Here is a 22,750-nt window from a genome sequence, read left to right as displayed (position 1 = left end):
GTCCTAGACATCTCAATCCGACAGAACGCCCGGCATGCCTAGCGCATCGCCGGGCGTTTCTGCGTCATCGCTGCAAAGGGCTCCGGATTTGACCCAAGTCAAATTCACCGGCGTTGCGCCCGGCTATAGATAGCCAACGATCAACGACGGGACACCCAAATTGACGCAGGCCTGCCTTGCCCATTGCCGGCGAGACGCGAAAGTCAGTATATTAATTTCAGAAATTTCTGAAATCACAGACGCAACGGAAACGACTATGAACCTTCCGCCTCTCGTCCAGTCCTTTGTTCTCCATTTCGGCGAAATGGGATCCCGCTGGGGAATCAACCGCACGGTCGGCCAGATCTACGCCCTGCTCTTCGTTTCTCCGGCGCCGCTCTGCGCCGAGGAGATTGCCGAGTCGCTCGGCATCTCGCGCTCCAATGTGTCGATGAGCCTGCGCGAACTGCAAGCCTGGAACCTCGTTCTTCTCAAACACAGGCCGGATGATCGCCGCGATTTCTTCACGACGCCAGATGATGTCTGGCACATATTGAGGACGCTTGCCGAGGAGAGAAAGAAGCGGGAAGTCGATCCGACGCTGTCTGTTCTGCGCGAAATCCTGATGCAGCGGCCGGCGAGCGACGCCGAGCGCCATGCGCAGCAGCGGATGAGCGAGATGCACACGCTGATCGAGCAGCTGACGCATTGGTATGACGACGTAAAACAACTTGAAACGGAAAGGCTCGCAACGCTACTCTCGCTGGGTGCGAAAGTGACCAAGCTTCTGGAGGCCAAGGACCGGGTCGTTTCGCTCGGCCGCAGCCGCCGGCCAAATCCTGCGAACAAGAGTTAGCGCCATGGGCACTGCTTTCTTCGACGCGAAGGACAGACAAGAGGCCGAGCCAATGCCGGAGGGCGATCCTGTCTCGCCTGTCACAGGTCCCAACGGTGCGAAAGGCGGGCTGCGCAGAGCGGCAATGCTGCAGGCGCTGGGCGCCGCCATCTGGATCCCGCAGGCCGGGTTGCTGGCCGTCTCGGTCGGCCGCATCGCCGATGGCGGCGGATGGCATGACGTTCTATGGCCGGCCCTCGGCATCCTTGTCCTCGGGTTTGCAAGAAGCTGTCTCGACGCGGCCGGCGGCCGCCTGGCCTTTCATGCCGCGCGCGGCGAGCTCAGCCGCAGGCGGAAGATTGCCGCCGCGGCACTTTCCATGTCGTCGCCGATCGATCGCAGCCGGCCGGCCTCCGGCAAAGCCGCAAGTGTGCTTGGCGAACAGGCCGAACTTATCGTGCCTTACCTCGCCCGTTTTCAGCCGGCGCGCATGAAGGCGAGCCTCGTGCCGCTCATCATCCTTGCCTTCATCCTTCCGGTCTCCTGGATCGCCGCGCTGGTTTTGCTGTTCGCCGCGCCGCTGATCCCGATCTTCATGGCGTTGATCGGCTGGCGTGCCCAGGCGGCCAGCGAAAGACAGCTGGTTGCGACCGGCGGCCTCAACGGCTTCCTGCTCGATCGGCTGCGTGGACTGGCGACGATCCGCGCGCTCGACGCGGTGGATGCAACCGCCCTGCGGCTGCGTTCGGAAGCGGAATCGCTGCGAGTGCGCACCATGGCGGTTCTGAAGATCGCCTTTCTGTCCTCGGCCGTGCTTGAGCTTTTCGCAGCCCTCGGCGTGGCCATGATAGCCGTCTACGTCGGCTTCAGCCTGCTCGGCGAAATCCGCTTCGGCACTTGGTCAGGCCGGCTCGACCTGACGGAGGGATTGTTCATCCTGCTGCTGGCGCCGGCCTTCTTCGAACCGTTGCGTGAACTTTCGGCCGTCTGGCACGATCGGGCGGCGGGCGAAGCGGCGCTGAAAGCCATGGACGCCATCGCTGCCGACGGCCTGTCCATCCGAGGAGCAGTCGAAGTCGCGCCGGCGGTACCTGCCGTCGCCAAAGCGCCTGATATCCACCTTGAAAATCTCGCCTTTCGCTACGCCGCCGACGAACCGTTGGTGCTCGACGATTTCAACCTCGATATCGTAGCCGGCGAACATCTGGCGCTTCTCGGCGCCAGCGGTTCCGGTAAATCGACGCTTCTTTCGTTGATTTCAGGACTGGCGCCCTGCACCGGTGGCCGGATCGTCATCGGTGGCATCGAGCTTGCGGACGATACCGCCGCCGTCCTGCGCGGCAGCATGGCGTGGATCGGCCAGAGACCGCATATTTTTGCCGGTACCATCGCTAGCAATATCGCGCTCGGCAGGCCCGGCATGCTGCGCGGCGATCTGACGGATGCGCTCGATGCCGCGAGACTGCGAAATGTCGCCGAGGCCTATGGCAGCCGGCCGCTCGGCGAGGGCGGAATCGGACTTTCCGGCGGCGAGGCGCTGCGGCTGGCGATCGCGCGGGCCGCCTGCAATCCGCATCTTAGGATCATCCTTGCCGACGAGCCGACTGCGCATCTCGACGCCGCCACCGCCGCCGAGGTGACCGAGAGCCTGCTTTCGCTCGCCAGGGACCGTATCTTGATCGTTGCGACCCACGATCCGCTGCTTGCCGCCCGCATGCATCGCATCATGCGCATCGACACTGACCTCGTCATGAGGGAGGCCGCCGAATGAGCACATTTGCTACAAACCTCAAGCCGATCCTGCGACTCTTCTTTGCCGAACGCCGGCGTGCGCTGCTGCTCGGCGCAGCACTTTCGGCGGCGACGGTGGCGGCCGGCATCGCCCTGCTCGGCCTGTCCGGCTGGTTCATCACCGCCACCTCGCTCGCCGGTCTCTCCGCCGCCGCCATCACCTTCGACGTCTTTGCGCCGTCGGCCGGCATCCGCCTGCTCGCCATCGTCCGGACGGCCGCGCGCTACGGCGAGAGGCTTGCGACCCATGATGCAACGCTCGGCGTGCTCGCCGCCCTGCGCGAAAGGCTGTTTCGCGGCTTTGCCGAACCGGGTGCGGCTCGCACCCTGCTCTATCGTCCCGCAAGACTACTCTTCCGGCTGACGGCCGATATCGATGCACTCGATTCCCTCTATTTGCGCATTCTCGTGCCGGCTGCGGTGGCGATCGGCGCAGCGCTGGCGGCAAGCCTCGCACTGGGGCTGATGCATCCCGTGTTCGGTCTGTGTTTCGGCCTTTTTCTCGCCGGCGCCGGGCTCGGCCTGCCTCTGATCGCCGGCCGGGGGGCGCGCAAACATGCCCGCAGGCGCGCCCATGGTATCGAGGGGTTGCGGTCGCGGACGATCGATCTCGTCGCCGGCCAGACCGATCTCCTGATGGCTGGTCGGCTTGCCGCGCAGAGACATGCGATCATGGCAGCCGACAGCTATGCCGCCCACGCCGACGACCGGCTGAACCGTGTCGAAACCGGCGTGACATTCGGCTTCGGCCTCGTTTCGACGCTGCTGTTGACGGCATCGCTGCTTGCCGTCGCAGCGCTTGCGGAAGCCAAGGTGATTACCGCTCCCGTCGCCGCGCTCGGCCTGCTCGTCGCCTTTGCCGCGGTCGAACCCTTTGCAGCACTACGCCGCGGCGCCCTGGAACTCGGCAGAACGCTGCTCGCGGCAGCGCGGATCGCGCCGCGGTTTGCCGCCGCGACAGAACCCGAACCATTGGCAGCGCCTTTGCCGGGATATGCTTTCTCACTGGCTGATGTGTCAGCCTTCCATGAAAACTCCGCCGCGCCGGCGCTTGAGGGTATCGAACTCACGCTTCAACAGGGCGAACGTCTCGCCGTCATCGGCAGCAGCGGCGCCGGCAAGTCGAGCCTGCTTGCTCTCCTTTCCGGCGAGTTGCCGGCCCGGACGGGAAGTGTTGCCGTGACAACGGCGACCCTGCTGACGCAACGGACGGAACTCTTCGAGGACAGCCTGCGCGGCAACCTCTGTCTTGCGAACCCGGATGCCAGCGAGGGCCGTCTTCTTGAGGTGCTCGGCGCCGCCGGCCTGCTTGCCGATATCGAGGCCATGCCGCGGGGGATCGATACGCCGCTCGGCGAAGGCGGGATCGGTCTTTCCGGCGGCCAGTCGCGCCGGCTGGCGCTTGCCCGGCTCTTCCTGCGCGACACGCCGCTCTGGCTGCTCGATGAACCGACAGAGAGTCTCGACGGCGCCACCGCCCGTGACGTGATCGGCCGGCTGTCGAGCATGGCGGCAGGCCGGTCGCTGGTGATCGCCACGCATATCCGTCGCGAGGCGGCAATCGCCGACCGCATCGCCGTCATCGAAGGCGGCCGCATCTCAGAGATTTCGCGCCGCGGAGAGGCGGCGTTCGAAAAGGCGCTTAACCGGCTTCGGCCGGATTGAGCAAACATGCCCTCACGCGCCGGCCGGCGCGGAGGAACGCTTTGTATCCCGTGGGACCGTGGGAGAAAGATAATGGAACTAGATATCGTCGCGCTATCGCGCTTCCAATTCGCGCTGACGGCGCTTTACCACTTCCTGTTTGTGCCCTTGACGCTCGGCCTGTCCGTGCTCCTGGCGATCATGGAAACCGTCTATGTCATGACCGGTCGCCAGATCTGGCGGCAGATGACGAAATTCTGGGGCACGCTGTTCGGCATCAACTTCGTGATCGGCGTCGCTACCGGCATCGTCATGGAATTCCAGTTCGGCATGAACTGGAGCTATTACAGCTATTATGTCGGCGACATCTTCGGCGCGCCGCTGGCGATCGAAGGCCTCATGGCCTTCTTCCTCGAGGCGACCTTCGTCGGGCTGTTCTTCTTCGGCTGGGACAAGCTGTCGAAGGTCGGGCATCTCGTTGCCACCTGGGCGGTGGCGCTCGGCTCGAATTTTTCGGCACTCTGGATCCTCATCGCCAATGGCTGGATGCAGAACCCGGTGGGATCGGCGCTCAACCCGCAGACGATGCGTATGGAGATCACCAGCTTTTTCGACGTGGTCTTCAATCCGGTGGCCCAGGCGAAATTCGTCCACACGGTGTCGGCGGGTTACGTCTGCGCCTCGATCTTCGTGCTCGGCGTCTCGGCCTGGTATGTGTTGAAGGGCCGGCATATCGAGCTTGCCAAGCGCTCGATGACGGTGGCCGCCTCCTTCGGCCTCGCCTCGGCACTTTCCGTCGTCGTGCTCGGCGATGAGAGCGGGTATCTCGCCACCGAAAACCAGAAGATGAAGCTCGCCGCGATCGAGGGCATGTGGAAGACGGAGCCCGCTCCGGCGGCCTTCACCGCCTTTGGTTTTCCCGATCAGGAGGCGCGCGAGACGCATTTTGCCGTGCATATTCCCTGGGTCATGGGCCTGATCGGCACACGGTCGCTGACGACCGAGATCCCCGGCATCGACAAGCTCGAACAGCAAGCCGAAACCCGCATCCGCGACGGCATCAAGGCTTACGACGCGCTGATGCAGATCCGTTCGGCACCGGCACAGGATCAGGTTGCGCAGGAAGTGCGCAGCTCCTTCGAGGATCTCGGCCATGATCTCGGTTATGCCCTTCTTCTGAAGCGCTACGTCGACGATCCTCGCCAGGCGACCGACGAGCAGATCGTCCAGGCCGCGCGTGATACGATCCCGCACGTGCCGACGCTGTTCTGGTCGTTCCGCATCATGGTCGGCCTCGGCATCTTCTTCATCCTGCTGACCGCCACCTTCTTCTGGCTGTCGGCGCGCCGCCATCTCGACAAATATCCGCTGCTTCTGAAGATTGCCGTGCTGGCGATCCCCTTGCCCTGGGTCGCCATCGAACTCGGCTGGGTCGTCGCCGAGTTCGGCCGCCAGCCCTGGGTGATCGAAGGCGTTCTGCCGACGGCTGCCGCCGTCTCCAGCCTCGGCGCCAGCACTGTGCTTCTGACCATCATCGGTTTTGGCGCACTTTATACGGTGCTGATCGTCATCGAGATGAGCCTGATGATCAAGGCGATTCGCCAAGGACCGGAACCGGACGACGAGCCGGAAGCCGTTCTGATTTCCGAAACCCTCGTCCCGGCCGCGGAGTGACTGTCATGATCCTTCACGAACTCATCGACTATGAAAGCCTGCGTCTCATCTGGTGGCTGCTGCTCGGCGTATTGCTGATCGCCTTTGCAACGACGGGCGGCTTCGACCTCGGCGTCGGCACGCTTCTGCCTTTCGTCGCCAGGACCGACACGGAACGGCGCGTGGCGATCAACACCATCGGCGCCACCTGGGAGGGCAACCAGGTCTGGCTGATCCTCGGCGGCGGCGCCATTTTCGCCGCCTGGCCGCCGCTCTATGCGGTTTCCTTCTCGGGCTTTTACCTGGCGATGTTTGCGATCCTCTTCGCGCTCATCCTGCGCCCGGTCGGTTTTAAATACCGGTCGAAGCGGGAAAGCGCCACTTGGCGGAGCGGCTGGGACTGGGCGCTCTTCATCGGCGGTTTCGTGCCGTCGCTGATCTTCGGCGTTGCCGTCGGCAATGTGCTACAGGGCGTGCCCTTCCGCTTTGCCGACGATATGCGGATCTTCTACGAAGGTTCGTTCTTCGCCCTGCTCAACCCCTATGCGCTGCTCTGCGGCCTGCTTTCCCTAGCCATGTTGACGATGCATGGAGCGGCATGGCTGGTGTTGAAGGCAAGCGGCCCGGTGGCCGAACGTGCCAGACGCTATGGCAGCATCGCCGCTCTTGCCGTCATCGTGCTTTTCGCACTCGGCGGCCTCTTCCTGTGGATCGGTGTCGGCGGCTATCGCATCACCAGCGATATCAGCCCGATCGGTCCCTCCAACCCGCTGCTGAAGACCGTGGCGCTGGAGAAAGGCGCGTGGCTGACCAACTACGCTGCCCATGCGTGGATGATCATCGCGCCCGTGCTCGGCTTCGTCGGCGCGGCACTGGCCTTCATTGCCATGCGGGCAAAACGCGAGGTGATGACGCTGCTGTTCAGCAAGGTGGCGATCCTTGGCATCATCTCCACGGTCGGCCTGTCGACGTTCCCGTTCATCCTGCCCTCCTCACTCGATCCGCGATCGAGCCTGACGGTCTGGGATGCATCCTCCAGCCACATGACGCTGTTCATCATGCTGGTGGTCACGGTGATCTTCCTGCCGATCATCTTCGCCTACACGGCCTGGGTCTACAAGGTTCTGTGGGGCAAGGTCGATGAGAAGTCCATCACCGACAAAAATAGCCACGCTTACTAGAGCGGCTCAGTAGAACCGCTCTAACCTTTTGTTTTTACGCAATTCCCGGCAAAAGCGCTTCACGCTTTGCCTGGAATTGCTCTGAAGGAGACGAAACGATGTGGTATTTTGCATGGATGCTCGGCCTGCCGCTGGCCGCCGCCTTCGCCGTCCTCAACGCCATGTGGTATGAGCTGATGGACGATGCCGCCCGGAAGAGGGCTTCCGAGTCACGCAAGTAGAATGGAAAGGGCGCGACGTGAACCGCGCCCTTTCCTATTGGTCAGCCTTCCAGCCACTTCACCTGATCGGGCGTCAGCTTGATGTCGAGCGCCGAGAGACTGTCTTCCAGCTCGGCGACGGTGCGCGGCCCGATCAGCGGAATGACCGGGAAAGGCTGGGCGATCACATAGGCGAGCGCGATATGGATCGGATTGCGGCCGAGCTTGTTGGCCAGCTCGATGGCGCGGTCGCGGCGTCCGAAGTTGCGCTCGGAATACCAGACCCGCACGATCTCCTCATCGTCTCGCTTGTCGCGGCCGGCACGGTCGGTGAAGAAGCCGCGGCCCTGGCTCGACCAGGCAAAGTTCGGGATCTGCTTCTCGTTCAGCCACTTCTTCCAGTCGTCGTCGGAAGCGGCGACGCAACCGGCCCAGATCGGATCGAGCATCTCGGCGAGCGAGAAGTTGTTGGAGAGTGCTGCCGGCGCCGCCTTGCCGGTCTTTTCGGCATAGGCGATCGCCTCGTCGAAACGCGCCCTTGTCCAGTTCGAGCCACCGAAGATGCCGCGAATGCGGCCACGCTTGACCTCGGCATCCATGGCATCGACGAACTCGCTGACGGGCACGTCGGTGTTGTCGCGATGCATGAAATAGATGTCGACATAATCGGTCTTCAGCCGGGAAAGCGACTGGTCGAGCTGCTTTGCGATCATATCGGGATAGCAGAGCGGCGAATGCGCACCCTTGCCGATCAGCACGATCTCTTCGCGCGGCACCTTTCGGCTCGTGTGCCAGTCGCCGAAGATCGCTTCCGTCTTGCCGCCGCCATAGACATAGGCCGTGTCGAAGGCATTGCCGCCGGCTTCGTAGAAGGCGTCGAGCGTCAGCGAGGCAGAGGCGAAGTTCGGGAAGAACTCGAAGCCGAGCGTGACGACCGAGGCCGGCTTGGAAATGCCGGGGATCTGACGCTGCGGAATGCTGTTGCCACGCGCGACCGTGCCGCCGGCAATGTTTGCCGTGCGCTTACTGGCTTTCTCAACGCCGTATTCCAGACCGACCGAGGCACGCCATTGGTCGAGCACGCGCAGGTTTCCGATCGAATCCGCCCAGCTCATGCCGGGAGAGCTGAATTCCGTCTTACCGGCGCGGATGGCGTCACCCGCCGCATCGGCCTCGAAGGAGTAAAGCCAGCGGTCTTCCCTGAGCTCGACGGTTTCCCGGCTGCCGCCCTTGAAGATCTCGATCTTGCCGACGCCGCCCTTGTGGCCGGAGGCGAACCAGAAGTCCTGGACCTCGATCCGGCCTTCCGAGCCGATGATGCGCAGCACATTGTCCTGATTCGCCATGATCGAGCAGGAGACTTCGGCGATGATCTCGTTCGGGAACTTCAGCACGGCAGAGGCCCATTCATCGACGCCGCTCTCTCCGAGATGGGCGACGCCCGAGACCTTCTCGGGTTCGAGGAAGGCCTTGCCCTGCGCCGCGCCGGCAATCAGCCGGGCCATCGAAACCGGATAACCGCCGACATCGAGAATGCCGCCGCCGGCGGTATCATTGGCGAAAAGCCGGTGTTCCGGCCTATAGCTGCCCATGTTGAAGCCGAAGCTCGAACGGATGATGCGGACGGTGCCGATGACGCCGCTTTTGACGAGCTCGACCAGCTTCTCCGTCTGCGGATGCACGCGGTACATGAAGGCCTCGCCGGCAAAGACGCCGGCCTTTTTCGCCTCGTAGTAAACGGCTTCGGCATCATAGGCCGACAGCGCGATCGGCTTTTCCACCAGGATGTGCTTGCCGGCGCGGGCGGCCTTGATCGCCCATTCGGCATGGCCGGTATGGGGCACGGAGATATAGACGGCATCAACCTCAGGGTCGGAAAGCAGCGCCTCGTAGCCATTGACGATGCGGGCGCCGGGGAAATTTTCGGCAAGGCCGGGTTTTGCAGGATTGCGGGTGGCGATTGCCACCAGCTTTCCCGTGCGAGAATGGGCGACGCCGTCGGCAAAGGTGCGGGCGATGGTGCCGGGGCCGATGATGCCCCAGCGGATCGGTTGATCTGAACTCATGGAAAATCCTCTTTCGTCTTTCGGTCTTGGGATAGGTTAGCGAAGCCGCCTGCCGGCACCGTCGAAAAGGAATGTGCGGTTGGCGGGAAGGCCGACCGTCAGCGTCTCGCGATTGCCGGCGACGCGGGATTCCGGCCGCTCGATGATCAGTTGCTCGGGGCCGATGGTGGCGTAGATGTAGCTGGTATTGCCGAGGTGTTCGGCGACGTCGATGGTGACGGTGAGGTCGGCATCGCCCATGCCCGCATCGACGAAATGTTCGGGACGAATGCCGAGCGTCACCTTCGCGCCGGCTTCGATCGGATCGGCGACGGGCAGCGACAGCCGTGTATTGGTATCACTTTCCAGCGCGATCACCGCCCTGCCCGGCTGCGTCTCGATCACCACGGCCTTCAGGAAATTCATCTTCGGCGAGCCGACGAAACCGGCGACGAACTGGTTGGCGGGGTCGTCGTAAAGGTCGAGTGGCGCGCCGATCTGCTCGATATTGCCGGCGCGCAACACGACGATCCTGTCGGCGAGCGTCATCGCCTCGGTCTGGTCGTGGGTGACATAAATCATCGTCGTGCCCAGTTGCTTGTGCAGCCGGGAGATTTCGACGCGCATCTGCACGCGCAGTTCCGCATCGAGGTTCGACAAGGGTTCGTCGAACAGGAAGACCTGGGGTTCGCGGACGATGGCGCGGCCGATCGCGACGCGCTGGCGCTGGCCGCCGGAAAGCTGCTTCGGCCGCCGCTTCATCAACTCGGTGATCTGCAGGATCTCGGCGACATGGCGCACGCGCCGTTCAGTGTCGCCTTTCGGATTGCCGTTCATGCGCAGGCCGAAGCTCAGATTTTCCTCGACGGTCAGGTGCGGATAGAGCGCATAGGACTGGAACACCATGGCGATGCCGCGATCGGCCGGCTCGACGTCGTTGACGACCCTGCCGCCGATCTGAAGCTCGCCCGAGGTGATGTCCTCGAGGCCGGCGATCATCCTGAGCAGCGTGGACTTGCCGCAGCCGGAGGGGCCGACGAAGACGACGAATTCGCCGTCCTTCACCTCCAGATTGGCGCCGTGGATGATCTCAAAGCCGCCGAAGCGCTTGACGATGTTGCTGAGTGAAAGCTCTGCCATGCGGCCTCCCTATTGTTCGATTATTTGATTGCGCCGGCCGCGATGCCGGCGATGAAATGGCGCTGGAGAGCCACGAAGACGACGAGGATCGGCGCCGTCAGCAGCACCGCGCCGGCCATGATGCCGCCCCAAGAGACCTTGGTGAGGCCGATCAGCGTTCCCAATGCCACCGGCGCTGTCATCATTCCCGGTTTGGAATTGATCAGAAGCGGCCAGAGGTAGTTGTTCCACGAGGCCAGGAACAGGATGATCGCCAGTGCCGCCATGGTCGGACGCGCCAGCGGCAGCGCGATGCGCAGGAAGATCTGCCATTCCTTGACGCCTTCGACCCGAGCCGCATCAAAGAGTTCGCCCGGCATCATCGAGAAGGATTGCCGCATGAACAGCACGCCGAGCGAATTGAACAACGGTGGCACAATCAGCGCCACCCAGGTATTTGCCAGCTTGAATTCGCGTGCCACCATGATGAATTGCGGGATGACGACCACCGAAAACGGCAGCGTGATCGTGCCGAGGATGATGGCGATGACGATGGAGCGGCCGACGAAACGGTAACGCGCCAGCGCCCAGCCCGCCATCGAGGTCAGCAGTACCGACAGGACCGTATAGATGAGCGCGACGCCGACGGAGATCACCATGGCGCCGATGAAATCGGTATCGGCCTGCAGGTTCTTGAAATTCTCGACGAAATTGGTCGATGGCCAGAGCACGATATCAGGGCTGAAGATGCCGTTGTCGGGCATGGTCGAGAAGACGAACATCATCCAGAGCGGAAACAGCCAGATTATCGCCAGCGGCGCCAGTGCGGCATGCAACGCGATCTGGCGCAGCAGAAGGGATTGCGATTTGGACTTCATTTCGGATCCCTCCCGACCCAGAGATTGAGAAGCGAGATCGCCACGGCAAGGGCAGCCATCGTATAGGCGATCGCCGAGGCATAGCCGAAGTTCAGCGAAGTGAAGCCCTGGCGGTAGAGCAGCAGGCCGAGGGTCTCGGTGCCGCCGCCGGGACCGCCGCGGTTGGTGATCAGGAAGGGCTCGGTGAAGAGCTGCATGGTGCCGATCACCGAAAGAACCACGCAGAAGAGGATGATCGGCTTCAGAAGTGGCAGGGTGATATGAAAGAATTGCTGGATCTTGCTCACCCGGTCGAGTGTCGCCGCCTCGTAGACATCGTCGGGAATCGACTGCAGCCCGGCGAGAATGATGATGGCGTTGTAGCCCGCCCAGCGCCATGTGACGGCGAGGATGATCAGCGCCATGGCGGCATTCGCGTTGTCGAACCAGGAGACCGGGCTGAGACCGACGGCGGAAATCAGCTTGTTGATGATCCCGAAATCGAGGCTGAACATCAGCCGGAAGACGGCAGCATAGGCGACCTCGCCGACGACGACAGGCGCAAAGAAGGCGAAGCGGAAAAGCGGCCGCGCTTTCAGCAGCGGCGAATTGAGCATTACGGCCATGACCGTCGCAAGCGCGATCATCACCGGCACCTGAATCAGCAGGATGATCAGCGTGTTGTAAAGAGCATTGTAGAAGGCCGGGTCGTAGAAGAGCCGGCCCCAATTGGCCTGGAAACTGTATTTCCACGGGTTGATGCGGGTGTTCTGAAAGGAAATCAGGAACGAATTGATGATCGGCCAGACCCAGAAGGTGGCAAAGACCAGCAGATAGGGGGCAAGGAACGCATAGGCGCTCCGGGTTCTGAACGGCATCAAGCCTCCTCCTCACGAACGAATGACCGGCCGCTTTGCAAGCCCGGGGAAAGCCGGGCGCCTCAAGCGCCCGGCATCGTCATTCATTGCGCGATCGGAAGGCCGGTCGCTGAAGCGATCTGCTTGGCGGCATCGTCGAGAGCCGCCTTCGCATCGGGATAGCCGCCGGCAAAGAACTTCGCCTGCGTCGCCTTGAAGATGGCTTCGGCATCACTTTGGAAGGCGGTACCGCGGCTCGGCACGATCTTCGGCAGTGTCGCCAGGATATCAGCCCAGACCTTCTGGCCGCCCCAATAGGGTTGCGGCTCATTGACGAAGGGATCCTTCTCGGCCGAAAGCAGCGACGGAACCAGACCGAACTCCTTCAGCATGGTGATCTGACCCTCATCCGTGCCGAGGGCGTAGTTGACGAATTTCCAGGCGGCTTCCTTATTTGCGGACGTCGCCGAAATGGCGAGCGACGAACCGCCGAGATTGGCCGCATGCGGGCCATCAGCCGTCAGGCTCGGCATTCTGTAGACGCCCCACTTGCCCTTGAGATCGGGAGAGGTCGAGCGCACGGTGCCCTCATACCAACCGCCATACAACTGGCTTGCGGCCTTGCCGGCGGTATTGGCCTGGATCTTTTCGTCCCAGTTGGCCGCCGTCAGCGTGCCGGCGTCCTTCATTTCCTTCACTTTTTGCAGCGAAGCGACGCAGGCCGGCTGGTTGATGGTGATGTTCTGGCCGTCGGTCGAGTAATAGCCGCAGCCCTGTTCATTGGCGATCATGCGGAACCATTCGCTGTCGCCATTGAAGTCTGCCTGCGCCATGACCACGCCGGGATTGGCGGCGGAAATCTTCTTGCCGGCGGCAATGAAATCGTCCCAGGTGCTGATGGTGCTCGGATCGACGCCGGCCTTTTCGTAGAGGTCGCGGCGGTAGAAGACGGCGACAGGGCCGGAATCCCACGGCATGGCGTAAGCGACATCGCCGACCTCGAGCTCAGTGCGCTTGAAGTCAGGAAATTTTGCCTGGATCTCGGGCGTATAGCCGAGCTCTTTCAGATTGGCAAAACAATCCGGGAATCGGCTCCAGAAGATTTCAGCCTCGAAATTCTCGATGCTGACGATGTCAGGCAAGCCGTCGCCGCCGGCGGCGCAGGCAGCGAGCGTCTTGTCGAAGACCTGGCTGTTGCCGAGGTCCTCAACGGTGATTTTGATATCGGGAAACTGCTTGTTGAAGCCTGGAAGCGTGGACTTCAATGCCGATGCGGCGACATTCCAGCTCCAGATGGTAAGATTGGCCGACTGCGCGAATGCGGAGCCGGAAGCAAGCAATGCAACAGCTGCGGTCGCAGCGAGAAGTTTGAAGCGCATTGAAAATCCTCCCTTTTCAATTGCCGATCTTTCACGAACGCGGTTAGACTATCTGTAAGGGAGCGGGTGTCTCCTAAAAAGGGAACATGAATTTGGCGGAAAGTAAGGTCGGCACACGTGCAATCTACCAGCCCGGCGCGAGCAGCATCGAGGGTTTGCCGACAGCGCTGCAGATGTTTCATGCCCATCCGCCTGTTATGGCGATGCCGCACTGGCACGCGCAGGTCGAGGTCAACTACGTGATGCGCGGAACCGTTCACTACCGGATGAGCGACCACGAATTCCGGCTGAACGCCGGCGAAATGTGCCTGTTTTGGGGTGGTCAGCCGCATCAGATGGATGAATCTTCGGATGATTCGCTCTATGCCGGCGCCCATTTGCCGCTCGTCTATTTCTTCCGGCTGCGCTTGCCGATCAGCGTTTCCAGCCGACTGATGAAGGGCGAGACGCTGCTGACTTCGGCAACGGATGCCGCCGACAGCGAGAACTTCACCCGCTGGTTCCGCTATGCCAACTCAGGCGATCCCGCCAAGGCCCAGCACGCCGTCGACGAGCTGCTGCTGCGCATCGAGCGGATCGCGCTCGAACCCTATTCGATGACGTCGCAGGCGGCCATCAATCTCGACGGCGATCAACCGTATCCGCATTCCTCGCGCAGCGTCGCGCGCATGTGCGATTTCATCGCCGCCAATTTCCTGCAGGACATCGATTCGGTCGATATCGCCCGCGCCGCCGATCTGCATCCGAAATATGCGATGAACCTGTTCAAGCGATCGACTGGCATGACGCTCAGCAAATACGTGACGCTGCTGCGGCTGTCGCGCGCTCAGGCGATGCTGATGAGCGAGGGCGCCAACGTGCTGCAGGTGGCGATGGACAGCGGCTTCGGCTCGATCAGCGCCTTCAACAAATCCTTCCGCCACATCGCCGGCATGTCGCCGTCGGACTTCCGCCGTGACATCCGGCTGGTGACGACGGTCCCGGCCGGCGCTTTCCGGAACTAACTCAGGGCAGCCGCAATTCGGCGTTCTGTGCGTTCTGCCTGGGGCCTTGTTTTCCGCTGGGCAAAAAAGAACCAGCGCCTAAGCTGGCGGCAGAATACGCACATTTTCTGTGCAAGTGCATGCACTATTGCATTTGCTGGGGAATTGGCGCCATCGACCTCTCAATAAAATCAACGGTTTATAATTTGGCACGCACTTTGCTTCGATAGTTGCAGAGTTGGTGGCTAGGGTTCCGGCGTCGCAAGGCGTGGCTGGTCCGAGAGCTACCACCGGCAGGGGAGACATCCCGCCGGGTGCACGGCGGGACAAAAGCCCGGGAGACCTCGTAAGCCAAGGGATTGGCGGCACGATGGTCATTGCCGATCCCTTTTGAAGAAAAGCAAAAGGGGAATTTCAATGCAGACTTTTTCGAAGATCCTATCGATCACCGCCCTGACGGCGTCCCTGGCGCTCGGGCTCGGCTCCATCGCCAAGGCCGAACAGAAGGCCGATTTCAAGGTCGCCTGGTCGATCTATGTCGGCTGGATGCCCTGGGGTTATGCTGCTGATCACGGCATCGTCAAGAAATGGGCCGACAAATACGGCATCAAGATCGAGGTCACCCAGTTCAACGACTATGTCGAATCGATGAACCAATATACCGCAGGCGCCTTCGACGCCGTGACGTTGACCAATATGGACGGCCTGTCGATCCCGGCCGCCGGCGGCGTTGATACGACAGCGGTCATCGTCGGCGATTTCTCGAACGGCAATGATGCCGTTATCCTCAAGGACAAGGCGAGCCTTGCCGACATCAAGGGACAGAACGTCAATCTCGTCGAATTTTCCGTTTCGCACTATCTGCTGGCCCGCGCGCTCGAAAGCATCAAGCTGACCGAGCGCGACGTTAAGGTGGTCAACACCTCCGATGCCGACATGGTCGCCGCCTATAAGACGGCTGACGTGACCGCAGTTGTCACCTGGAACCCGCTGGTCTCGACCATCCTCGAGGATCCCACCGCCAAGAAGGTGTTCGACAGCTCGCAGGTGCCGGGCGAGATCATCGACCTGATGGTCGCCAATTCAGGCGTGCTGAAGGACAATCCGAATTTCGGCAAGGCACTCGCCGGCATCTGGTATGAAACCGCTGCACTGCTGACTGCCGACAGTGCCGACGGCAAGGCTGCGCGCGAAGCGATGGGCCAGGCATCGGGCACCGATCTCAAGGGTTTCGAATCCCAGCTTGCCGCCACCAAGCTGTTTGCCAAGCCGGCCGATGCCGTTGCCTTCACTGCCTCAGGCAGCCTGCCGAAGACAATGGATCTTGTCCGCAACTTCCTGTTCGAAAAAGGCTTGCTCGGCAATGGCGCGCCATCGGCAGACGTCATCGGCATCGAAATGCCGGATGGCAAGATCCTCGGCGACAGTGGCAACGTCAAGTTGCGCTTCACCGAGACTTACATGAAGGCGGCCGCCGACGGTTCGCTCTGAGCGATGTCCAAGCAGCGGTGCGGTCTTGACCGCGCCGCCCAATCTTCATCAGCGGAGCTTTCCTCATGCGCTGGATCAACACGAGGCCGAGCCGGGGCGCGCAGCTTGCCTTGACGCTGCTGCCCTTCGTGCTGCTGATCGTTGCCTACACGATGGGCTCGGCGGCACGGCTGGCGGAAAACGCCAATGACAAGCTGTTGCCCGGTCTTGCCGGGTTTGCCGATGCGATCGATCGCCTGGCCTTCGTCGCCGATCCGCGCACCGGCGAATATCTGCTCTGGTCCGATACGGGGGCGAGCCTGATCCGCCTGCTTGCAGGCCTCGGCATCTCCACGATCACCGCGCTCGTCATCGGCATGCTGATCGGCATGCTGCCATATCTCCGGGCGCTGCTCTCCCCCTTCGTCGCCGTCATCTCGATGGTGCCGCCGCTGGCGCTGCTGCCGATCCTGTTCATTGCCATGGGGCTCGGCGAAGCCTCGAAGATCGCGCTCATTGTCATCGGCGTTGCGCCGACGATGATCCGCGACCTTGCGCTGAAGGCGCTGGAGCTGCCGCGTGAGCAGATCGTCAAAGCTGAAACGCTCGGCGGCTCCTCCTGGCAGATCGGCCTCCGTGTCGTGCTGCCGCAGATCCTGCCCCGGCTGATCACCTGCCTCCGGCTTCAGCTCGGCCCCGCCTGGCTGTTCCTGATTGCGGCCGAGGCGATCTCGTCGGATTCCGGCCTCGGTTACCGCATCTTCCTCGTGCGCCGCTACCTCTCGATGGACGTCATCTTTCCCTATGTCGTCTGGATCACGCTGCTCGCCGTGGTCATGAATTACATTCTCGATCGCATCCGCATTGCCATCTTCCCCTGGTCGGAACTGGAGAAGCAGGCATGAGCGAGTTGGTGATCGAAAAGGTCTGGAAGGAATACGGCGACCAGATCGTCCTGGAAGATGTGTCGCTGACTGTCGCCTCGCGCGCCTTCGTCGCCCTCGTCGGTCCCTCCGGCTGCGGCAAGTCGACGTTCCTGCGCATGCTGCTCGGCCAGGAACGGCCAACGCGCGGCACGATCCTGCTGGACGGCGAAGCTCTGCCGCAGGAGCCAGGTCCGGATCGGGGCGTCGTCTTCCAGCGCTATTCGGTTTTCCCGCATCTGACTGTGCTCGGCAATGTGCTGCTGGGGCGGGAACTCTCGGGGTCTCGCTATAAAGCCAAGCTTTTCGGCGCTGCCCGTCGCAACGCCATTGACGAAGCCCGGCGGCTGATCGGTGAAGTCGGCCTTTCCGGCGCCGAGGACAAATATCCGGCGCAACTGTCAGGCGGCATGCAGCAGCGCCTGGCGCTGGCGCAGGCGCTGATCATGAAACCGAAGGTGTTGCTGCTCGATGAGCCCTTCGGCGCGCTCGACCCCGGCATCCGCGCCGAGATCCACACCTTGATGAAGCGGCTCTGGCACGAAACGCAGATGACCGTCGTCATGGTAACGCACGACATGCGCGAGGCCTTCACGCTGGCGACGCGCGTCGTCGCCTTCGAGCGTCGGCGTGACCGCCCGGAGGAAAAAGAGCGCTACGGCGCGACGATCACCAAGGACATTTCGATCTGGCCGCCCAGGCTTGCCGGCGCGCCCTCCGTCTTCAGCCCCGACCGGGACGGCCCGGTCATTTCTCTGGGCCCTCGCCGGGACGACCCGGCTTCCAGTCCGTCAGGAGAAAAACCATGATGCATGTCAGACGTTCGCCCGAAGAGATCGCCGCCAACCGGCAGCGTTACGAAGAACATCAGAAGAAGGGGCTGGAATTTGCGCCGAAGGCCCTGCCGGCGCCGAGCCCCCTGCCCGCCCCCGCAATCGATGCGGCTGCGATCATCCATCAGGAAACCATCCCCGGCGGCTGGTATTGGTCGACTGCGGTCAAGCGCGGCGAAGCGCTCCGCATCGACCAGGGCGAAGGCGCATCGACCGTGGCGCTCGTCGCCTGGAACGCCGCTGACACCAGCGAACGGCTCAATCTCGTCGATACGGTCAAGGTGCAGTGGACGACCGCCCTCGGCAAGGGCCGCGTCATCTTCTCGGATATGGGCCGAGTGATGTTTTCGCTGATCGAGGACAGTTCGGGCGCCCATGACTGCCTGATGGGCGGATCGACGGCAGCTTCGAATGCCACAAAATATCCTCACGTCAGGACCCGCAACACCCGCGACAATCTCGTGCTCGTCGCCGGCAAGCTTGGTCTTGCCAGGCGTGACATCCCGGGGATTCTCAATCTCTTTGCGCCTGTCCGCGTCGACGACGCCGGCGGCTTCCACTGGCGCGGCAAGCTCTCCAACAGCGGCGATTATGCCGAGCTGCGCGCCGAAATGGACATGATCGTCGGCTTCTCGAATTGCCCGCATCCGCTCGATCCCGACCCGGTCTACGCGCCGAAGCCGGTGATCGTCACGCGCTATCGCGCGCCTTCGCCCGCAGCCGACGATCTCTCGCGCACCGCGACCGCTGAAGCCCTTCGCGGCTTTGAGAACAATGCCGCGATGCTGGCCTGAGGGAGGATTGTAATGACCGATTTCATCAAGACTTCAGCTTCGCGCAGCCTCGAAAACGCCGTGCAGGATCATTTCATTCCGGCCGAGGCGCCATGGTCCGGTATCATCCGCAAGGGCCAGACCATCCGCATCGAGGACAGCTACGGCCAGCAGGCGATCGACACGCTGTTTTATCGCGCCGATGATTTTGCCGAGCGTTATTCCAACCAGGATACGATGCGGGCGCAGGGTGGCGCCTATATCGGCACCGGCACGAAGATCATCTCGAACGAAGGCAACGTCATGCTGGTCATGACCGCCGACAGCTGCGGCCGCCATGACACATCAGCCGGCGCCTGCTCCTGCGAGAGCAACACCGTGCGCTTCGGCCACGGCACGAAATACCTGCATGCCTGCCGCGACAATTTCGTGCTCGAGGTGACCAAACACGGCATGAGCAAGCGCGACATCGTGCCGAACATCAATTTCTTCATGAACGTGCCGATCAAGCCGAACGGCGAGATGACCATCGTCGACGGCATCTCGGCACCAGGTGACTATGTCGAACTGGTGGCCGAGATGGACGTGCTCTGCGTCATCTCCAATTGCCCGCAGATCAACAATCCCTGCAACGGCTTCGATCCGACGCCGATCCGGGTGCTGATCTGGGACGGCGAGGACTGACCGATGTTCACCAAGGTCCTTATCGCCAATCGCGGCGAAATCGCCGTCCGCGTCATTCGCACATTGAAGCAGATGGGCATCGCTTCGGTCGCCGTCTATTCCGATGCCGACCGGTTCTCGAAGCCGGCGCTGACCGCCGACGAGGCCGTCCGCCTCGGCCCGGCGCCTGCCGGGGAAAGCTATCTGAACGTCGATGCCGTCATCGCCGCCTGCAAGGCGACGGGCGCTGAGGCCGTGCATCCGGGCTATGGGTTCCTGTCGGAGAATATCGGCTTTGCCGAGCGGCTCGCCGCCGAAGGTATCGCCTTCATCGGCCCGCGGCCGGAGCATTTGTCGGCCTTCGGCCTGAAGCACACGGCGCGCGAGCTGGCGAAAGCGAGCGGCGTGCCGCTGCTGCCCGGCACCGATCTCTTGCAGAGCGTCGAAGAGGCGCTTTCGTCTGCCGAGACCGTCGGTTATCCCGTCATGCTGAAAAGCACGGCGGGCGGCGGCGGTATCGGCATGCAGCTCTGCACCGATGCGGCCGGCCTCAAGGCCTCTTTCGAAAGCGTGCAGCGGACCGCGCGCGCCAGCTTCGGCGACGCGCGGGTCTATATCGAGCGTTTCGTTGCCGAAGCGCGCCATGTCGAGGTGCAGATTTTCGGCGACGGCAAGGGCGGAGTGATTGCGCTCGGCGAACGCGACTGCTCGCTGCAGCGGCGGAACCAGAAGGTCGTCGAGGAGACGCCTGCGCCTGGCCTTTCCGCGGAGACAAGGGCGCGACTGCACAAGGCGGCGGTCGACTTGGGACGCTCGGTGTCCTACGAATCGGCCGGCACTGTCGAATTCATCTACGATCCCCAGCGCGAGGAATTCTATTTCCTCGAGGTCAATACCCGCCTGCAGGTCGAGCATCCCGTCACCGAAGCCGTCTTCGGCATCGACCTCGTCGAATGGATGATCCGTCAGGCGGCGGGCGAGGATGTGCTCTCGGCTGCTCGGGCCCTGACGCCGAAGGGTGCGGCGATCGAGATGCGGATCTATGCGGAGATGCCGCATGCCGATTTCCGCCCAAGCGCCGGCCTGCTGACCGAAGTCGTTTTCCCCAACAATGCCCGCGTCGACGGTTGGATCGAGACGGGAACCGAGGTCACGCCCTTCTATGACCCGATGCTCGCCAAGCTGATCGTGGCGGCGGAAGACCGGCCGGCGGCGATCGCGAAGCTGAAGGCAGCCCTCGCCGCAACATCGATATCCGGCATCGAGACCAATCTCGCTTATCTCAGGGCGATCTCCGCTTCCGAACTGCTTGCCGACGCCAAGGTGGCGACGACGGCACTACGCGATTTTGCTTTCGTTCCCGATGTCGTCGAGGTACTCGCGCCCGGCGCACAGTCGAGCATCCAGGAACTGCCGGGCCGGCTCGGCCTTTGGCATGTCGGCGTGCCGCCGAGCGGACCGATGGACGAGCGCTCCTTCCGCCATGCCAACCGGCTGGTCGGCAATGACGATGTGACGGCTGCGCTGGAGTTGACCGTTTCCGGTCCGACATTGCGGTTTTATGCCGACCAGACGATCGCGCTTGCCGGCGCGCGGATGCCAATGACATGCGACGGCGTAAAATTGCCACATGACGCCCCGGTGACAATCCGGGCGGGTCAGGTTCTGTCGATCGGTTCGATCGAAGGACCGGGACAACGCGCCTATCTCGCCGTCGCCGGTGGTTTTGCCGCTCCCGTTGTGCTCGGCTCCCGCGCGACCTTCGGCCTCGGCCAGTTCGGCGGCAACGCCACTGGCACGCTGAAGACAGGGCATGTGCTGCATTTTGCGCGCCAGGCACCGGTCGAACCGGTAAGACCTGCGACGGAGCCCGCCGCCTTGACGCGTGAATGGGATGTCGGCGTCGTCTATGGCCCGCATGGTGCGCCCGATTTCTTCGAGGCTAGCGATATCGAGGCGCTGTTTTCGACGGCCTACGAGGTGCATTTCAACAGCGCCCGCACCGGGGTGCGCCTGATCGGCCCGGCCCCGCATTGGGCACGTAGCGATGGCGGCGAGGCGGGGCTGCACCCCTCCAACCTGCACGACAATGCCTATGCGATCGGGGCGATCGATTTTACCGGCGACATGCCGATCATTCTCGGCCCTGACGGTCCGAGCCTTGGCGGCTTCGTCTGCCCGGCGGTGATTGCCCGAGACGAGCAATGGAAAATGGGTCAGTTCAAACCCGGCGACCGCATCCGTTTTCATGCCTTGGCACGGCCGGAAGACCCGATCGCCGGGCCGGCTGTCCGGCGGCCCCCGGAAGAAACAGGTTCGCCGATCGTCGGCGCCAGCGAGGATGGCCCGGTTTCGGTCGTCTATCGCCGCCAGGGCGACGACAATCTGCTCGTCGAATATGGGCCGATGACGCTCGATATCGCGCTGCGGCTGCGGGTGCATCTATTGATGCAGGCGGTCGTGGAGGCCCGCCTCCCCGGCGTCATCGACCTCACCCCCGGTATCCGGTCGCTGCAGATCCATTATGACGGCACGCAGTTGACGCGCCGGCGCCTGCTCGGGCTGCTCTCCGAGATCGAGGCGACGCTTCCGGCGGCCCAGGAGGTCACGGTGCCGAGCCGCATCGTGCATCTGCCGCTTTCCTGGAACGATCCGGATGCGGAGCTTGCCATGAGCAAATATCAGGAGCTCGTGCGCCCGAATGCGCCCTGGTGCCCCTCGAATATCGAGTTCATCCGCCGCATCAATGGTCTTGCCGATGAACAGGCCGTTCGCGATATCGTCTTTGAAGCCAGCTACTTGGTGCTGGGTCTCGGCGACGTCTATCTCGGCGCGCCGGTTGCGACCCCGACGGATCCGCGCCACCGCCTCGTGACGACGAAATATAATCCCGCCCGCACCTGGACGCCGGAAAATGCCGTCGGCATCGGCGGCGCCTATATGTGCATCTACGGCATGGAAGGACCGGGCGGCTACCAGCTCTTTGGCCGCACCATCCAGGTCTGGAACACGTGGCGGGAGACACCGGCTTTTGCCAGGGGCAAACCTTGGTTGCTGAATTTCTTCGACCAGATCCGTTTCTTCCCCGTGAGCAATCAGGAGCTAACGGAGGCGCGCGCCGCCTTCCCGCATGGCGGTTATCCGATCCGGATCGAGGAGACGGAATTCTCCTATGCCGCCTATGAGAAGGAATTGCAGGCGAATGCGGCGTCGATCGGCCGCTTCAAGGCAACGCAGCAGGCCGCCTTCGAGGCCGAACGCCAGCGCTGGAAGGACGCCGGTCTCGACAGCTTCGTCACCGATGAAGGCACAGGCGAAAGCCCGGATGGGGATATTCCCGACGGCTGCTTCGGAGTTGCCAGCGCCGTGCCCGGCAATATCTGGAAATTGCTGGTCGAGCCGGGCGCCCCGGTTGCGGCCGGCGATACACTCGCCATCATCGAATCGATGAAAATGGAAATCAACGTCACCGCCCATGCGGCAGGCCGCGTCCGCGACCTGCGCGCCGCGCCGGGAAGAAACGTCAAAGCGGGCGATATCATCGTCGTTCTGGAGGAATGCTGAC

The 22,750-nt window shown here is 62.6% G+C and carries 18 protein-coding genes and 1 riboswitch; of the genes, 13 read left to right on the top strand and 5 right to left on the bottom strand.

Features of this window, described 5'->3' with window-relative positions:
• The first annotated feature begins 256 nt into the window (after window positions 1-256).
• From NE851_RS04255 to cydX, 6 genes are all read left to right on the top strand, one after another.
• Window positions 257-835 (top strand): GbsR/MarR family transcriptional regulator, encoded by a 579-nt coding sequence (locus NE851_RS04255; RefSeq protein ID WP_047613087.1) that lies wholly within the window; start codon window positions 257-259, stop codon window positions 833-835.
• A 4-nt stretch (window positions 836-839) separates the two neighbouring features.
• The gene (cydD, locus tag NE851_RS04250) at window positions 840-2,585 is read left to right on the top strand and encodes a thiol reductant ABC exporter subunit CydD (RefSeq protein ID WP_097630951.1); all 1,746 of its coding nucleotides are present in this window, start codon (window positions 840-842) and stop codon (window positions 2,583-2,585) included.
• The gene (locus tag NE851_RS04245) at window positions 2,582-4,270 is read left to right on the top strand and encodes an amino acid ABC transporter ATP-binding/permease protein (RefSeq protein ID WP_097630952.1); all 1,689 of its coding nucleotides are present in this window, start codon (window positions 2,582-2,584) and stop codon (window positions 4,268-4,270) included. The genes cydD and NE851_RS04245 overlap by 4 nt, the downstream gene beginning before the upstream one ends.
• Before the next feature lie 72 nt (window positions 4,271-4,342).
• The gene (locus NE851_RS04240; protein WP_047613082.1) at window positions 4,343-5,923 is read left to right on the top strand and encodes a cytochrome ubiquinol oxidase subunit I; all 1,581 of its coding nucleotides are present in this window, start codon (window positions 4,343-4,345) and stop codon (window positions 5,921-5,923) included.
• Between the two features lie 5 nt (window positions 5,924-5,928).
• On the top strand, window positions 5,929-7,083 hold the full coding sequence (cydB, locus tag NE851_RS04235; RefSeq protein ID WP_254955470.1) for a cytochrome d ubiquinol oxidase subunit II: 1,155 nt from the start codon (window positions 5,929-5,931) through the stop codon (window positions 7,081-7,083).
• A 98-nt stretch (window positions 7,084-7,181) separates the two neighbouring features.
• Window positions 7,182-7,304: a cytochrome bd-I oxidase subunit CydX gene (gene cydX / locus NE851_RS04230; protein WP_047613080.1), complete on the top strand. Its 123-nt coding sequence runs from the start codon at window positions 7,182-7,184 to the stop codon at window positions 7,302-7,304.
• 41 nt (window positions 7,305-7,345) lie between these two features.
• Here the strand turns inward: cydX and NE851_RS04225 are convergent, their stop codons facing one another.
• The 5 genes from NE851_RS04225 to NE851_RS04205 all read right to left on the bottom strand — a co-directional run bounded on the left by NE851_RS04225 (window position 7,346) and on the right by NE851_RS04205 (window position 13,540).
• Window positions 7,346-9,349 carry an aldo/keto reductase gene (locus tag NE851_RS04225; protein WP_097630954.1) on the bottom strand — a complete coding sequence of 668 codons (2,004 nt, stop codon included), beginning with the start codon at window positions 9,347-9,349 and terminating at the stop codon, window positions 7,346-7,348.
• Between the two features lie 36 nt (window positions 9,350-9,385).
• A complete protein-coding gene (locus NE851_RS04220; protein ID WP_097544040.1) occupies window positions 9,386-10,468 on the bottom strand; it encodes an ABC transporter ATP-binding protein in 1,083 nt (360 codons plus the stop codon).
• Window positions 10,469-10,488: 20 nt separating this feature from the next.
• Window positions 10,489-11,325, bottom strand: a complete 837-nt coding sequence (locus NE851_RS04215; RefSeq protein WP_063476083.1) for a carbohydrate ABC transporter permease — start codon at window positions 11,323-11,325, stop codon at window positions 10,489-10,491.
• The gene (locus NE851_RS04210) at window positions 11,322-12,182 is read right to left on the bottom strand and encodes a carbohydrate ABC transporter permease (protein WP_028757496.1); all 861 of its coding nucleotides are present in this window, start codon (window positions 12,180-12,182) and stop codon (window positions 11,322-11,324) included. The genes NE851_RS04215 and NE851_RS04210 overlap by 4 nt, the downstream gene beginning before the upstream one ends.
• Window positions 12,183-12,265: 83 nt before the next feature.
• Entirely contained in the window at window positions 12,266-13,540 is a 1,275-nt protein-coding gene (locus NE851_RS04205) for an extracellular solute-binding protein (protein ID WP_047614940.1), read from the bottom strand.
• 86 nt (window positions 13,541-13,626) lie between these two features.
• On the opposite strand from NE851_RS04205, the gene NE851_RS04200 reads away from it, so the two are divergent.
• The 7 genes from NE851_RS04200 (at window position 13,627) to uca (ending at window position 22,749) form a co-directional block, all read left to right on the top strand.
• Window positions 13,627-14,544, top strand: a complete 918-nt coding sequence (locus NE851_RS04200) for a helix-turn-helix domain-containing protein (protein WP_097630955.1) — start codon at window positions 13,627-13,629, stop codon at window positions 14,542-14,544.
• A gap of 213 nt (window positions 14,545-14,757) precedes the next feature.
• A riboswitch (guanidine-I (ykkC/yxkD leader) is annotated at window positions 14,758-14,866 on the top strand.
• A gap of 74 nt (window positions 14,867-14,940) precedes the next feature.
• Window positions 14,941-16,014: a putative urea ABC transporter substrate-binding protein gene (locus tag NE851_RS04195; RefSeq protein ID WP_047613073.1), complete on the top strand. Its 1,074-nt coding sequence runs from the start codon at window positions 14,941-14,943 to the stop codon at window positions 16,012-16,014.
• Between the two features lie 65 nt (window positions 16,015-16,079).
• Window positions 16,080-16,898, top strand: a complete 819-nt coding sequence (locus NE851_RS04190; RefSeq protein ID WP_063476081.1) for an ABC transporter permease — start codon at window positions 16,080-16,082, stop codon at window positions 16,896-16,898.
• Window positions 16,895-17,725 (top strand): ABC transporter ATP-binding protein, encoded by an 831-nt coding sequence (locus tag NE851_RS04185; protein ID WP_063476080.1) that lies wholly within the window; start codon window positions 16,895-16,897, stop codon window positions 17,723-17,725. The genes NE851_RS04190 and NE851_RS04185 overlap by 4 nt, the downstream gene beginning before the upstream one ends.
• Entirely contained in the window at window positions 17,722-18,543 is an 822-nt protein-coding gene (locus NE851_RS04180) for an urea amidolyase associated protein UAAP1 (protein WP_063476079.1), read from the top strand. Before NE851_RS04185 ends, NE851_RS04180 begins: the two co-directional genes overlap by 4 nt.
• A gap of 12 nt (window positions 18,544-18,555) precedes the next feature.
• The gene (locus NE851_RS04175) at window positions 18,556-19,206 is read left to right on the top strand and encodes an urea amidolyase associated protein UAAP2 (RefSeq protein WP_063476078.1); all 651 of its coding nucleotides are present in this window, start codon (window positions 18,556-18,558) and stop codon (window positions 19,204-19,206) included.
• A gap of 3 nt (window positions 19,207-19,209) precedes the next feature.
• Complete coding sequence (gene uca / locus NE851_RS04170) at window positions 19,210-22,749, top strand: urea carboxylase (RefSeq protein ID WP_183844812.1); 3,540 nt, start codon at window positions 19,210-19,212, stop codon at window positions 22,747-22,749.
• Window position 22,750 lies beyond the last annotated feature (1 nt).

Origin of the sequence: Rhizobium anhuiense bv. trifolii (assembly GCF_024346605.1) — a bacterium.
Classification (GTDB): domain Bacteria; phylum Pseudomonadota; class Alphaproteobacteria; order Rhizobiales; family Rhizobiaceae; genus Rhizobium; species Rhizobium anhuiense.
The sequence above is the reverse complement of the archived record's forward strand: the minus strand, read 5'-3'. Positions and strand labels throughout refer to the sequence as shown.